Source organism: Caulobacter sp. SRI_014 (genome assembly GCF_057586315.1).
On sequence record NZ_JBYCZQ010000017.1, the window covers coordinates 1 to 13,172 of the forward strand.

The window sequence follows — 13,172 nt, forward strand, 5'->3', positions numbered from 1 at the left end:
CCACCCGCCCCAGCCACAAAATCAGTTACGAGAACGGAAGCATACGGTCCGATGACGACCGTGTCTGATCCTGCTCCCGTAGTTATCGAGATTTCGCCACCAGTCGCCTGGATGCGATCAGAACCAGATCCGGCATCAATAATCGCGTTTCCACGTGCGACGATGTTGTCGTTCCCGTCGCCGCCGTGAAAATTATTGCTTCCGTATTCGTCGCTTAGGACGTCGTCACCAGCCCCGCCGTACAGACTGTCGTCACCAAAACTTCCGTCAAGACTATCGTTGCCCTCGCCTCCCTCAAGGAGGTCGTCGCCCGCCCCGCCGCTCAGATAGTCGTTTCCTTCACGCCCCTGGATCAGATCATTGCCAATGGTGCCTGCGATATTATTTCCGTCAGCAGTGCCAACCAGATCCGCCATGGTCCCGCCCCATACAGAGAGGCTCGGAGGCTACACGCGATACTCGCCAAAGTTTAGACAGTTTGTTGTTGCCCGCCCGCCGACAACGACGGGATTCAGCCCATCGGCCGTTCGGCGCCTTCGACGTTCGGGTTGGCCCGCAGGGCCGCGATCAGCGTGGTGATGTGGCGGTTGTCCGTCACGTCCAGATCGACGTCGACGTCGAAGACGTCTTCCTGGCGGTGGGTCATCTTCAGGCCAACGATGTTGCCGCCGGCTTCGCCGATGATGGTGCAGACCTCGCCCAGCACCCCGGGGGTGTTGAGGATGGTGACACGCAGCCTGGCGCGGCTGACGGTGTTGCGCTCGGCCTCGGGGGTCCAGGCGAGATCCCGCCAGCGGTCGCCCTGGTCCTCGTATTGCGCCAGGGTACGGCAGTCGATGGTGTGGACATCGACCTCGTTCACCCCCTCGCGGATGATGCCCACGATGCGGTCGCCGGGCACCGGGGTGCAGCAGGGCATGAAGTGCAGGGTGACACCCGGCAGCAGACCGGCGCCGCGCACGAAGATGCGCGAGGCCTGGCCGTCCTCGATGGGGCGGCGGGCGACGGCGGCGGCGCGGGCGGTGTCGTCCAGGCCCGGAAAGACGATCTCCATGACCTGCATCGGGGTGATGCGGCCGCGGCCGATGGCGTCGTAGAGTTCGTCGTCAGTGGCGACGCTCAGCCGCTCGACGGCCGGGCGCAGGGAGACGCCGGTGCGGCTCTTGCCGACGCGCTCGAAGGCCTGGAACAGGGCGGCCTTGCCGAGACGCAGGAACTCTTCCTTCTCGGTCTGGCGGATGTGGCGGCGGATGGCGCTGCGGGCCTTGCCGGTGACGGTAAGGCTGCGCCAGTCCGGCGGCACGGCGGGTTTGGCGCCCTTGATGATCTCGACAACATCGCCGTTGACCAGCGGGGTGCGCAGCGGCTTCAGCTCGCCGTTGATCTTGGCGCCGATGGTGCTGTCGCCGACGTCGGTGTGGACGGCGTAGGCGAAGTCCAGGGGCATGGCGCCGCGCGGCAGGCTGACCAGCTTGCCCTTCGGGGTGAAGGCGAAGGTCTGGTCGAGGAACATCTCGAGCTTGGCGTGCTCGACCAGGTCCTCGGCGTCGCCGCCGTGTTCGAGGACGGCAACCAGCTGGCGCAGGTTGTGAAGGGGGTCGCGGCCGCCCTCGGCTTCCATATGTTCGGCGTCGAAGCCGTAGGACTGGTTCTTGTAGCGCCAGTGGGCGGCGACGCCGTCCTCGGCCACGCGGTCCATGGCCTCGGTGCGGATCTGCATCTCGATGCGCATGCCCTTGGGGCCGATGACCGTGGTGTGGATCGAGCGGTAGTTGTTGCGCTTGGGCGTCGAGATGAAGTCCTTGAACCGCTCGGGCACGCAGGGCCAGGCGCGGTGGATCAGACCGAGGGCGCGGTAGCAGTCGGCCTCGGAGTCGACGATGACGCGGAAGGCGTAGATGTCGGAAAGCTGCGAGAAGCCGACCGATTTGCGCTGCAGTTTGCGCCAGATGGAGAAGGCGTTCTTCTCGCGGCCGAAGACCCGGTTGGCGATGCCGTCGTTGTCCAGCAGCCTGGCGATGTCGCCGCTGACCGTCGAAACCGCCTTGCCCTGTTCCCCGCGCAGCACTTCCAGGCGGCGGATGATGGCCGTGCGGGCCATCGGGTTGAGCTGTTCGAAGGCCAGCTCCTCCAGCTCCGAACAGATGCGGTGACAGCCGATGTTTCGGGCCAGCGGGGCGTAGATGTCCAGCGTCTCGCGGGCGATGCGCTCGCGCTTGGCCGGCTTCTGGATGAAATGCAGCGTCCGCATGTTGTGCAGGCGGTCGGCCAGTTTCACCAGCAGGACGCGGACGTCCTTGGAGATGGCGAGGATGAACTTGCGCAGGTTTTCGGCCTGGCGGGCGTAGTCGGCGGTCAGTTCCAGCTTGGAGAGCTTGGTGACGCCTTCGACCAGTTCGGCGACCTCGGCCCCGAACAGGTTCTCGATGTCCTGCCGGGTCGCCGAGGTGTCCTCGATGACGTCGTGCAGCAGGGCGGTGATGATCGAGGCGGTGTCGAGCCGGTACTCGGTGAGGATCCCGGCGACTTCCACCGGATGGGCGAAGTAGGGATCGCCGGAGGCCCGGGTCTGGGAGCCGTGCATGCGGACGGCGTAGACATAGGCCTTGTTGAGCAGCGCCTCGTCGGCGTCGGGCTCATAGGCGCGGACGCGCTCGATGAGCTCGTACTGGCGCATGTATTTGGGCCGCGCGGCCACCTTCTGGGCGGCGGTCGGTTTCGGCGCTTCAGGCGTGAGAGTTTGGGGGGCGGCCTCTTCGGCCGCCTCCAGAATGAGGGGTTCTGAGCCTTCGGGGCTCAGTACCGCTCCTCCTGACCGCCGTCGCGGTCGCTTTGCAGCGCGCGGATCAGTTCCGCTTCGCTCATCTGCATGTGGGTCGGATCCGACAGCAGGGCGACGGTTTCCGCCTCTTCCTCGGCCTCGGTCCGCTCATCGACGCGTTGCAGCGTGGTGATCAGGTGTTCCTTCAGGCCGTCGTTGTCGACCACGTCGTCGGCGATCTCCCGCAGGGCGACGACGGGGTTCTTGTCGTTGTCGCGGTCGACCATCAGGGCCGCGCCGGCCGAGATGCCCCGGGCGCGATGGGCGGCCAGCAGGACCAGACCAAAGCGGTTGGGAACCTTCTCGATGCAGTCTTCGACGGTGACGCGAGCCATGGAATTCTCTTCAGGGGTGCCGGTGGAACCGGGCTACATAGTGTTTTGCGCGCTATTGTGCAACGCCGCAAGATGAGGTCGCAAGATGAGCGGTCATGGGGGCGAGAGTGAGGCGGTGGCAGCCCTGGCGGGGTTCGCCGCGAAGTATGAGCCGCATATTGCGGCGCAGTTCCTGGACTGCGTCGAGCGGTTGAGGGCCCGGATGCCCGGAGCCGATGTGATGATCTACGACAATTATCAGGGCCTGGTGGCCGGTTTCGGCCCGCCGACGCGGGTGTCGGACGCGGTGCTGTCGGTGCTGGCGCTGCCGAAACATGTGACGCTGTGCTTCCTGCGGGGGGCGGGGCTGGATGATCCCGGCGGGGTGCTGAAGGGCGGCGGCAATCGGGTGCGGCACGTTCGGCTGACCGGGCCGGAGATGCTGGACGATCCGACCATCGTAGCGCTGATCGATCAGGCGCTGGAGCGGACACCGGTGGCGGTCCCCGATTCGCCGGCCGGGCGGATGGTGGTGAAGTCGGTGTCGGCCAAGCAGCGGCCGAGACGGCCGACGATCTAGATCGGGTCGGCGTCGGCGCCGACGGTCGCCTTCGCGGCCAGGGCGTCAGCCGTGTTGCCCGACACGGGGTGGTGCCATGCTGGCGCGAGTTGCGCCAACGGCCCCATGACGAAGCGCCGCTCATGCGCCCTGGGGTGAGGAACCCGTACGGCCCCCTCCCCGGTCACCGTCCGGCCATGGGCGATCAGGTCGAGATCGAGCGTGCGCGCCGCGTTGGCCTCATGCCGGACCCGGCCGAAGTCCGCCTCGATGGCATGCAGGGCGGACAGGGTGTCCGCCACATCCAGCGTCGTCTCGACAATGACGACGCCGTTCGTATAGGCAGGCATCGCCGGATCGGGCCAGGCGGCAGAGCGCCACCAGCCCGACCTTGCGACCACCGTCAGGCCGTGGGCGGGGAAGGCGTCAAGCGCCGCCTCCAGCAGGGCCGGACCGTCGGGATAGTCGCCGGGAAGATTACTCCCGAGGGCGACGATCACGGCGTCATCGAACTTAAGCATTTTGATCCAAGGATTTGAAACCGTGACCTTTTATCCGACCGAGAAGCTGGCCCTGTTCATCGACGGCGCCAACTTCTATTCCCAGGCCAAGGCCCTGGGCTTCGACATCGACTACCGCAAGCTGCTGGACGAGTTTCGCCGGCGCGGGGTGCTGATCCGGGCCTACTACTACACCGCCATTGTCGAAGGCGACGACTACTCGCCGATCAAGCCGCTGGTCGACTGGCTGGACTACAACGGCTTCACCCTGGTGACCAAGACGGCCCGCAAGTTCACCGACGCGCAAGGGCGCGACCGCTGGCGGGGCGACATGGATGTCGAGATCGCCGTGGGCATGATGGAGATGGCGGAGGCGGCTGATCATCTGGTGCTGTTCAGCGGCGACGGGGATTTCCGGGCGGTGGTCGAGTCCGTGCAGCGCAAGGGCGTGCGGGTCAGTGTGGTGTCGACCGTGAAGAGCCAGCCGCCGATGATCAGCGATGACCTGCGCCGGCAGGCGGATCACTTCATCGACCTGGCCGACCTGGGTGACGTCATTGGCCGGCCAGGCCGCGCGCCGGCCCATCGTGGCGGCGGCTATGACAACCGCACCCGGGCCGAGATCGAGGCGGAGGATGAACTGTGAGTGTCGATCTCACCTCGCCTGAGCCGCCGCGCGACTGTCCGCGCTGCCCCCGCCTGGTCGAATACCGGCGCGAGAACCAGCGCAAGGAACCCACCTGGTACAACGGCCCTGCCCCGTCTTTCGGTGACTGGAACGGGCGGCTGATGGTAGCCGGGCTGGCGCCGGGCCGCACCGGGGCCAACCGGACGGGGCGGCCGTTCACCGGCGACCATGCCGGCTGGCTGCTCTACGACACCCTGAAGAAGACCGGGTTCGCGACCGGGACCTATGAGGCGCGGCCCGACGATACGCTGCGGCTGACCGACTGCATGATCACCAACGCGGTGCGTTGCGCCCCGCCGCTAAACAAGCCGGAGACGTCGGAGGAAAAGGCCTGCCGGCCGTTCTTCGTGAACACCCTGGCGGCCATGCCGAACCTGAAGGTCATCGTCACCCTGGGTGACGTCTCACGGCGCAGCCTGTTGCGGGCGCTCAATCTGAAGGGCTCAACGGGCGCTCCGGGGCACGGGTCGGAGTTCGACGCCGGGCCCTACCGGGTGATCAACAGCTATCACTGCTCGCGGCTGAACACGAACACCGGACGGCTGACGCCGGCGATGTTCGAGGATATCTTCAAACGGGTTCGCGAGCTGATCGAGGCCTGATTTCAGGCGGGCGCCTCGACCATCATGCCGCAGAAATCCTGCTGGATGACGGTGAATACGCCGGCCACCTTGGCCGTTTCGCCCTTCTGCAGATAGACGCACCAGTAGCGGGCGCCCTTGGCGTCAGCCAGGGTTTCGGGCCGGAAGGTCCATGTTGCCGAACGGCGCTCCCCGGAGGCCGTCTCCACGGTGATGGTGTGAACGCCGGCGGCCAGCGGCCGGTCCAGGTTGCCGTCCGGCGCCACGGCCCCCAGGGAAACGCCGTCGATCGAAATCTTTACCGGGTCCGACAGGCTGTGGACAAAGAGCAGCCGGCCGCCTTGCCAGGCATGGGCCGGAGCGGCGGCGGCCAGGCCCGCGAGGACGGCGGCGAAAAGGATCTTGCGCAAAGGTCGGCTCCTGCACGGCTTTGGCCCAAGCATGTGGCCGCAATCCGGATCGCGCATCCTCCGATCGGGGGGATCAGCCGTGGTCCTTGAGCAGTCGGGCCTTGTCGCGCTGCCAGTCGCGTTCGGCCGTGGCTTCGCGCTTGTCGTGCAGCTTCTTGCCCTTGGCCAGGCACAGCTCAAGCTTCGCCAGGCCCTTGTCGTTCCAGTACAGCTTGGTCGGAATGATGGTGCGGCCTTCGCGCTGCACCGCGCCGATCAGCCTTTCGATCTGCTTGCTCTTGAGCAGCAGCTTCCGGGGCCGCCGGGGCTCGTGGTTGAAGCGGTTGCCGCCCGCATAGGGCGGGATGTCGGCGTTGATCAGCACGATCGCGTTGTTTTCGACCGCCGCGTAGGACTCGGCGATGTTGGCCCGGCCGTTGCGCAGGGACTTCACTTCGGTGCCGAGCAGCATGATGCCGGCCTCGATCGGATCCTCGAGGAAATAGTCGAACCGGGCCCGGCGGTTCTCCGCAATCAGGCCGCCGCTGGTTTTCTTCGCCGCCATCAGAGCACGCCGGCGGCTCGCATGCCGTCAAGGACCTGGGCGCGGGCGGACTCGGAACAGGGGCTGATCGGCAGGCGGCACTCTTCCGAGCAGAGCCCAAGGGTCGCCAGGGCGAACTTCGTCGGGCTGGGCGAGGCGTCGGCGAACAGCGCCTTGTGCAACAGGATCAGGCGGTCCTGCCAGTAGCGGGCGGTTTCGAAATCGCCGGCCAGGCAGGCGTTGTACATGGCGCTGCAGGCTTCCGGGGCGACGTTGACCGTCACCGAGATGCAGCCGTGGCCGCCCTGGGCGACGTAACCCACGCCATTCGGGTCGTCGCCCGACAGCATGATCCACTCTTCGCCGCAGGTGACCCGTTGCTGCGACATCCGGCCGATGTCGCCCGAGGCGTCCTTGATCCCCACGATGTTGGGCAGTTTCGACAGGCGCTCCAGCACCTCGTTCGACATGTCCGAGCCGGTGCGGCTGGGCACGTTGTAGACCACCACGGGCAGCTGCACGGCGTCGTTGATCGCCTTGTAGTGCTGGTAGATACCCTCCTGGCTCGGCCGGTTGTAGTAGGGCGAGACGATCAGGGCGGCGTCGGCGCCGACGGCCTTGGCGTGCTGGGCCAGCTCGATGGCCTCGGCCGTCGAGTTGCTGCCCGCGCCGGCGATGACCGGGACCCGGCCTTTGGCGGTCTGGATGCACAGTTCGACGACCCGCCGGTGCTCCTCATGGCTGAGGGTGGCGGTCTCGCCGGTGGTGCCGACGGGCACGAGGCCGTGCACGCCGCCGGCGATCTGGCGCTCGACCAGCTCGACGAAGGCTTTCTCATCGACCGCGCCGTTGCGGAACGGGGTCACCAGGGCCGGCAGGACGCCCTTGAAGGGGGATTGGAACATAGCGGGTAAAATGGCCGTCAGATCGCCGCAATAGCTTGCGGCTATGGATTGGGGGCGGACAATATGAGGGGGCCTGTTGCTTCGCAATGGGCGGGGGATGTGATTGTTCGGGAGGGATTGGGTTGAGGATCGGCGCAAGGACTGTCTGGCTGGCGGGCGGCGTGGCGATCACGGCGTTGCTGGCGGCCGGTTCGGGCCTGACCCAGGCGCCCGTCCGGCTGAGCGCGCCGCCGCTGCCCGGCTATCAGATGGCCGGCGACGGCGACGCCCAATACCTGCAGCTGGCCTTCACGGCCGCCAAGGCCGGCGACGGCGCCCAGGTGCGCACTGCCATCGCCGGCATCAACGATCCCCTGGCCCGCAAGATCGCCGTCTGGGCCCTGGCCGACGGGGCTCCGGACTCGATGAGCTTCTTCGAGGCCGACTCGGCGCGGCGCGACCTGGCCGGCTGGCCCCGCGCGCAGGGGCGCCAGATCGCAGCCGAGAAGCTGCTCGAAACCAGCAACCTGCCGCCCCAAAAGATCGTCGACTGGTTCGGCGGCGGCGAGCCGGCCACGGCCCAGGGCGCCATGGCCCTGGCCGGCGCCCTCAAGGCCACCGGCTATGAGCTGCAGGCCCGGGCCCTGATCCAGCGTTGGTGGACCACGAAGCTGTTCGAGGTCGACCAGCAGGTGGCCATGCGCACCCGCTTCGGCGGCTATCTGTCCGAGGCCGAGAACAGCGCCCGCGCCGACCTGTTGCTGTGGGGTCCGCAGGGGCCAGCGGCGCAGGAGCTGGCGGCGACGCTGACCGGACCGGACAAGGCGCTGGCCGAGGCCCGCATCGCGCTGCGATCAGGTCGGACCGATGCGGGGGCGATGGTCGCAGCGCTGAGCGCCGAGCAGCGGCAGCATCCGGGCGTGGTCTGGGAACAGGCGCTTTACTACTACAAGCGCGGCCAGGCCTCGCAGGCCTTCGCCCTGTCGGCGGGGATCAAGGGGGCGCCGACCGAGGACGCCGCTGCCCGCAGCTGGCCTGACAAGCGGCGGATGATCGTCAGCGCCTTGCAGGCCGGCAACTACCGCGCCGCCTACAACATCGCCCGCGACTGCGGGATGACCACCGGGGCCGATGCGGCGGAAGCCGAGTTCTATGCGGGCTGGCTGTCGCTGACCAAACTCAGCGACGCGGCCGGCGCCGAGCGCCACTTCGCCAAGCTGGCGGCGGCGGGGGTTTCGCCGATCACTCAGGGCCGCGCCCTCTACTGGCAGGGCCGGGCCGCCGAGGCCTTGGGCAAGATGGCGGAGGCGGACGCCTTCTACAAACAGGGCGCGCGGCACATTACCGTCTTCTACGGCCAGCTCGCCGCCGAGAAGGCCGGGGTAACCAGCCTGACCCTCGGCAAGGACCCACAGATCACCCAGGCCGACCGCAGCCGCTTCGACGGGCGCGAGATCGTCCGGGCGGCGCGGCTGCTGCAGGGGTTCGGCATGAAGGAGCAGTTCCGCGCCTTCGTGATGCACACCGACGATGTGCTGCCGACCGCCGCCGAGGCCGCCCTGCTGGTCGATCTGGCGCGGTCGGGCGGCGACCAAGACCTGGGGATGCGGGCGGTGCGCACAGCGGCCCAGCGCGGCTTCATCCTGCCCGAGCGCGGCTATCCGGTCCTGTCGGTGCCTGTGGTGCCCGGCGCCGCAGAGCCGGCCTTCGTGCTGAGCATCGCCCGCCAGGAAAGCAACTTCGACCCCCGCGCCCAGTCCGGAGCCCGCGCCATGGGGATGATGCAGCTGCTCGACGGCACGGGCCGCGACACCGCCCGGCTGCTGGGGGAGGAGTATTCCACCGACCGGCTGTTCGACGGGACGTTCAACATGAAGCTGGGGTCGCGGTACCTGGGCGACATGACCGGCAACTTTGGGGGCAGCTACGCGATGGCCGCCGCCGGCTACAACGCCGGGCCGGGACGGCCTGGGCAGTGGATGGCGTCCTGCGGCGATCCAAGGTCGTCGGACCCGCTGAACTACATCGAGTGCATCCCGTTCAGCGAGACGCGGAACTATGTGATGCGGACACTGGAAACGATGCAGGTCTACCGGGCGCGGCTGAACGGCGGGACAACGCCGCTGACCCTGTCGGCGGACCTTCGGCGGGGCGGTTCGGCCTCCGGGACGGGCCTGTGATACAGGTCCGTAGGCTGGCGCTCCTGGTTCTTGTCCTTTTTTGCGTGGCTTCACCTGCCGCTGCAGCCGGAGCAGATACCCCTGTAAGCCCCGAGGCGGCGCTGCTCGATGGCGTTGGGCAGGCTATCCAGCTCGCCGACATCCAGGTCTGTGGCGACCGTCAGCGCGCTCGGCGCGTAGAGAGGCTGCGGAAGCGGCTGGGCATCGCCTACAGGGTGCTCCAGACGAAGCGGCCCGACGCGGTGCTGATCCTCACATGGCACCACTTCGCATATGATAGCTGCGACAGGCTGTTCGCCGGGACCTCACGCGACACCTTCAAAGAGAACGTACGCGGGGCCGATCAAGGCCTGGACCAAGCCGAGCGCCTCCTGGGAATTTCAGTTCGCCCCTAGGGCGCCTGCTCTTTCACTCTGATCTCATACAGCTTCGGCCAGAACTTGCCCGTCACCAGCACCCGCCTGGCCTTGGCGTCGTAGGCGATGCCGTTCAGCACATCCTCGCCGCCGGTGCGGTCGAGGGCCGGCAGGAGGCCCGACATGTCGATCCAGGCCTTGACCTTGCCGGTCGTGGGATCGATCCGGGCGATCCAGTCGGTCTGCCAGATGTTGGCCCAGACCTCGCCTTCGATCCATTCGATCTCATTGAGGTTGTTGATCTCGCCTCCGCCGTCGGTGACGGTGATGCGGCCGATTTCCTTGAGGGTTTCGGGGTCGAGGAAGCGCAGCTGGGCGGTGCCGTCGCTCATGATGATCCGCTTGCCGTCGTGGGTCAGGGCCCAGCCCTCGCCTGTATAGCTGAACGTACCCTTCGGCTCGAAGGTCTTGAGATCGTAGATGAAACCGATCTCATCCTTCCAGGTCAGCTCGATCAGCCTTCCCTTCCAGGCAACGATGCCCTCGCCGAAATACTTCGGGTCGAGATCGCGCTTCTGCAGCACCTTGCCGGTGGCCAGGTCGACCTTGCGAATGGCGGAGCGCCCCTCCAGCCCGGTGCTTTCGTAGAGGACGCCGTCCTCGACGAAGAGGCCCTGGGTGAAGGCGCGGGCGTCGTGCGGAAAGCTGGCGATCACCTCATAGGACTGGATCGGCGCCCGCTCCTGCGCGGCCGCGGCGGCGGGGACCAGCAACAGCAGGACGGCAAGGGCGCGGGCGAGCAGCAAGCGGAACCTCAGGAGGCGCGTCGGGTGACGAGGACGGGGCCATCCTCGGTCTCGATGAAGGCGCCGTCGAGGCCAAAGACGGCGCGCAGGGTGGCGGGCGTCAGGACCTCGCGCGGCGGACCGTCGGCGGCGACGCGGCCCCTGTGCAGAACGATGACGCGGCCGCAGACCCGGGCGGCCAGGGCCAGGTCATGCAAGGTCAGGACAACGGCGGCGCCCTTTGCGGCCTCCTGGGCCAGCAGGTCGAGGGCCAGGAACTGGGCGTCGGGATCGAGGCCGGCGGTCGGCTCGTCGGCGACCAGCAGCGGAGCGCGGGTGGCGAGCAATCGGGCCAGCAGGACGCGGGCCCGTTCGCCGCCCGAGAGGTCGAGCACGCCCCGGCCCTCGAAGCCGGCGAGGCCGACGCGGGTCAGACAGGCGCTGGCCAGGGCCTGGGCCTGGCCTTCGGGCAGGTCGGGTGCGCCCAGTTCGACAATGCGCAGGGTGGCCAGGTTCCAGCCGACCCGCCGTTCCTGGGGCAGGTAGCCGGCGGCGCGGGCGCGCTCGGCGGGCTTGAGATCCTCGATCAGCTTTCCGGCGAGGCGCACCTGGCCCGATTTCAGAGGCAGCAGGCCGAGACCGGCGCGCAGCAGGGTGGTCTTGCCTGCGCCGTTGGGGCCGAGCACGCCAACCAACTCGCCGGGGGCGACCGAGAGACTCGCGCCCTGCAGCACTGGCCGGCCGTCCGGGCCGGCGTGAATATCGGTGAAGGACCAGCTCATGCCCGCCAGCTCCGCGAGGCGCGCCAGGCGACGAGGGCGAACAGCGGCGCGCCGACCAGGGCTGTGACGACGCCGAGCTTGAGCTCCTGTTCGCTGGGCAGGACGCGGCTGATCAGGTCGGCGGCGGTCAGCAGGATGGCCCCGGCCACGGCCGAGGGAACGAGCAGCTTGCCGGGGTCGTCGCCGGCGAGGCGGCGGACCAGGTGCGGCGCGGCCAGGCCGACGAAGCCGACCACCCCGGCGGCCGCGACAGCCGCCCCGGTCATCAGCGCGGCCCCGGCCACGGCGGCGGTGCGCAGGCTGGCCATCGGCAGGCCGCTGAGGGCGGCGGTTTCCTCGCCGAGGGTCAGCATGGTCAGACCCCGCGCCGACCACAGGCAGAGGGCGGCGCCGATGGCCATGGGGATCAGGGCGCGAAAGATGTCGCCGAAGTCGCGGTTGGCGACCGAGCCCAGCAGCCAGTTCATTACCTCTGCCGTGGCCACCGGCGAGGGCGAGAAGTTGAAGATCAGGGCCGTCAGGGCGCCGCCGAGGGAGGACAGGGAGACGCCGAGCAGGATCAGCGCCTCGGGCTCGCGGAACCGCGCCGCCAGACCGGAGACCAGCAGGCCGGCGGCCAGGGCGCCGACAAGGGCGCCGGCCTCGACCGCCCCGAAGACGGCCGAGAGGCCCAGGGCAATGGTGAGCGCGGCGCCGAGGCCGGCGAAGGCCGAGACGCCTAGTACGCCCGGGTCGGCCAGGGGATTGCGCAGCAGGCCTTGCAAGGCCGCCCCGGCCAGGCCGAGCCCGCCGCCGATCAGAGCCGCCATCAGGGCGCGCGGCAGGCGGATGGTCCAAAGCACCTCGCCGGGCGGCGAGCCGGGATCGGCAAAGGCCTGGGCGTACTGGGCGGGCGTCAGGGCCGTCTCGCCGAGCAGCAGGCCGGCGAGCAGGACGAGGACCAGGAGGCCGCCGAGGACGAGCGTCGCTGTGCGGCTCATCTGGGCGACGCCTTTCCCGGCGCGGATTGGGCCAGGGCTTCCGCGCCTTCAGCAGCGAACCATGCCGGGCAGCTCAGAACCGAGGCCGGCAGGCTGGCCAGGGTCTGGTCAGGCAGGCGTTTCTGCAGCGCCTTGTGGCGGCCCATGCCCCAACGCTCGAAGGCGGCCGACAGTTGGTCGAAAAAGCCGAGCACGAAGCCGCGCCTGGGACCGAGCACGACATCCTCAAGCCGCACCGGGGCAAAGCCGGCCTGCGGCGCGGCGTTGGCGATGCCGGCGGCGGCGAGGATGCGGTCGATGAAGGTCCCCTGCCCGGCCGTGTAGCCGCTTGGGGTCAGGTAGAGGCCGGACTGGCCCTTCCAGGCGTCCTTTGAAGCGGCCAGCCGTCGGTCCATGTCGGCGACGATGGCCTCGCCCTTCGTTGGCTGTCCCAGCGCGGCGGCGACGGTGCGGACATTGGCCCGCACCCCGTCGAAGTCGGTGGCGTCCTCGATCTTCACGACCTTGACCCCATGGGCGGCCAGGGCGGCCTCCAGCCGCGCGTCGCCGCCCCAGTAGCGGACCGCCAGGGTCGGTCGGGCGGCCATGATGCTTTCGGTGGTGATGCGCCGTTGGGGCAGGCCCCGGGCCAGGTCGCGCAGGTGGGAGTCTGCGTCGTCGGCCCGGTAGCTCAAGCCGACAATGGTCTCACGCGGACTGAGGGCCAGGACGTACTGATCGGCGCATTGGTCGAGCGAGACGACGCGGGGATTGGCCTGGGCGGCGCCTGCTATCCCCAGGACCCCTATCACCGTCATCCCGACCGCAGC

General features: G+C 68.5%; 15 protein-coding genes. 4 read left to right on the top strand and 11 right to left on the bottom strand.

What is annotated here, in order from left to right; all coding sequences use genetic code 11:
• From AC2YG9_RS22125 to rpoZ, 3 genes are all read right to left on the bottom strand, one after another.
• Positions 1–416 (bottom strand): calcium-binding protein (locus tag AC2YG9_RS22125; RefSeq protein ID WP_487300168.1); only part of this gene is annotated, 416 nt, incomplete at its 3' end.
• A gap of 95 nt (positions 417–511) precedes the next feature.
• Positions 512–2,677 carry a RelA/SpoT family protein gene (locus AC2YG9_RS22130; RefSeq protein ID WP_487300169.1) on the bottom strand — a complete coding sequence of 722 codons (2,166 nt, stop codon included), beginning with the start codon at positions 2,675–2,677 and terminating at the stop codon, positions 512–514.
• Positions 2,678–2,796: 119 nt separating this feature from the next.
• On the bottom strand, positions 2,797–3,156 hold the full coding sequence (gene rpoZ / locus AC2YG9_RS22135; protein ID WP_487300170.1) for a DNA-directed RNA polymerase subunit omega: 360 nt from the start codon (positions 3,154–3,156) through the stop codon (positions 2,797–2,799).
• Positions 3,157–3,241: 85 nt separating this feature from the next.
• On the opposite strand from rpoZ, the gene AC2YG9_RS22140 reads away from it, so the two are divergent.
• A complete protein-coding gene (locus AC2YG9_RS22140; protein WP_487300171.1) occupies positions 3,242–3,715 on the top strand; it encodes a DUF1801 domain-containing protein in 474 nt (157 codons plus the stop codon).
• Here AC2YG9_RS22140 and folK read toward each other — a convergent pair.
• Complete coding sequence (gene folK / locus AC2YG9_RS22145) at positions 3,712–4,215, bottom strand: 2-amino-4-hydroxy-6-hydroxymethyldihydropteridine diphosphokinase (protein WP_487300172.1); 504 nt, start codon at positions 4,213–4,215, stop codon at positions 3,712–3,714. The genes AC2YG9_RS22140 and folK overlap by 4 nt on opposite strands.
• Before the next feature lie 22 nt (positions 4,216–4,237).
• Between folK and AC2YG9_RS22150 the strand changes: the two genes are divergently transcribed.
• On the top strand, positions 4,238–4,840 hold the full coding sequence (locus AC2YG9_RS22150) for a LabA-like NYN domain-containing protein (protein WP_487300173.1): 603 nt from the start codon (positions 4,238–4,240) through the stop codon (positions 4,838–4,840).
• Positions 4,837–5,484, top strand: coding sequence for a uracil-DNA glycosylase (locus AC2YG9_RS22155; RefSeq protein ID WP_487300174.1), 648 nt, complete (start codon positions 4,837–4,839; stop codon positions 5,482–5,484). Before AC2YG9_RS22150 ends, AC2YG9_RS22155 begins: the two co-directional genes overlap by 4 nt.
• A gap of 2 nt (positions 5,485–5,486) precedes the next feature.
• Here the strand turns inward: AC2YG9_RS22155 and AC2YG9_RS22160 are convergent, their stop codons facing one another.
• The 3 genes from AC2YG9_RS22160 to dapA form a co-directional block, all read right to left on the bottom strand.
• Positions 5,487–5,873 carry a hypothetical protein gene (locus AC2YG9_RS22160; protein ID WP_487300175.1) on the bottom strand — a complete coding sequence of 129 codons (387 nt, stop codon included), beginning with the start codon at positions 5,871–5,873 and terminating at the stop codon, positions 5,487–5,489.
• A 73-nt stretch (positions 5,874–5,946) separates the two neighbouring features.
• Positions 5,947–6,417 (bottom strand): SsrA-binding protein SmpB, encoded by a 471-nt coding sequence (gene smpB, locus AC2YG9_RS22165; protein ID WP_487300176.1) that lies wholly within the window; start codon positions 6,415–6,417, stop codon positions 5,947–5,949.
• Entirely contained in the window at positions 6,417–7,301 is an 885-nt protein-coding gene (dapA, locus tag AC2YG9_RS22170; RefSeq protein WP_487300177.1) for a 4-hydroxy-tetrahydrodipicolinate synthase, read from the bottom strand. Before dapA ends, smpB begins: the two co-directional genes overlap by 1 nt.
• Positions 7,302–7,423: 122 nt before the next feature.
• On the opposite strand from dapA, the gene AC2YG9_RS22175 reads away from it, so the two are divergent.
• Positions 7,424–9,460, top strand: coding sequence for a lytic transglycosylase domain-containing protein (locus AC2YG9_RS22175; RefSeq protein ID WP_487300178.1), 2,037 nt, complete (start codon positions 7,424–7,426; stop codon positions 9,458–9,460).
• Positions 9,461–9,851: 391 nt separating this feature from the next.
• Here AC2YG9_RS22175 and AC2YG9_RS22180 read toward each other — a convergent pair whose 3' ends face one another.
• Genes AC2YG9_RS22180 through AC2YG9_RS22195 form a run of 4 tightly spaced genes read right to left on the bottom strand, consistent with a single transcriptional unit; the run spans position 9,852 to position 13,160 of the window.
• Positions 9,852–10,619 carry a glutaminyl-peptide cyclotransferase gene (locus AC2YG9_RS22180; RefSeq protein WP_487300196.1) on the bottom strand — a complete coding sequence of 256 codons (768 nt, stop codon included), beginning with the start codon at positions 10,617–10,619 and terminating at the stop codon, positions 9,852–9,854.
• An 11-nt stretch (positions 10,620–10,630) separates the two neighbouring features.
• Positions 10,631–11,383 carry an ABC transporter ATP-binding protein gene (locus tag AC2YG9_RS22185; protein WP_487300179.1) on the bottom strand — a complete coding sequence of 251 codons (753 nt, stop codon included), beginning with the start codon at positions 11,381–11,383 and terminating at the stop codon, positions 10,631–10,633.
• The gene (locus AC2YG9_RS22190) at positions 11,380–12,363 is read right to left on the bottom strand and encodes a FecCD family ABC transporter permease (RefSeq protein WP_487300180.1); all 984 of its coding nucleotides are present in this window, start codon (positions 12,361–12,363) and stop codon (positions 11,380–11,382) included. Before AC2YG9_RS22190 ends, AC2YG9_RS22185 begins: the two co-directional genes overlap by 4 nt.
• Positions 12,360–13,160 (bottom strand): ABC transporter substrate-binding protein, encoded by an 801-nt coding sequence (locus AC2YG9_RS22195; RefSeq protein ID WP_487300181.1) that lies wholly within the window; start codon positions 13,158–13,160, stop codon positions 12,360–12,362. Before AC2YG9_RS22195 ends, AC2YG9_RS22190 begins: the two co-directional genes overlap by 4 nt.
• Between the last annotated feature and the right edge of the window lie 12 nt (positions 13,161–13,172).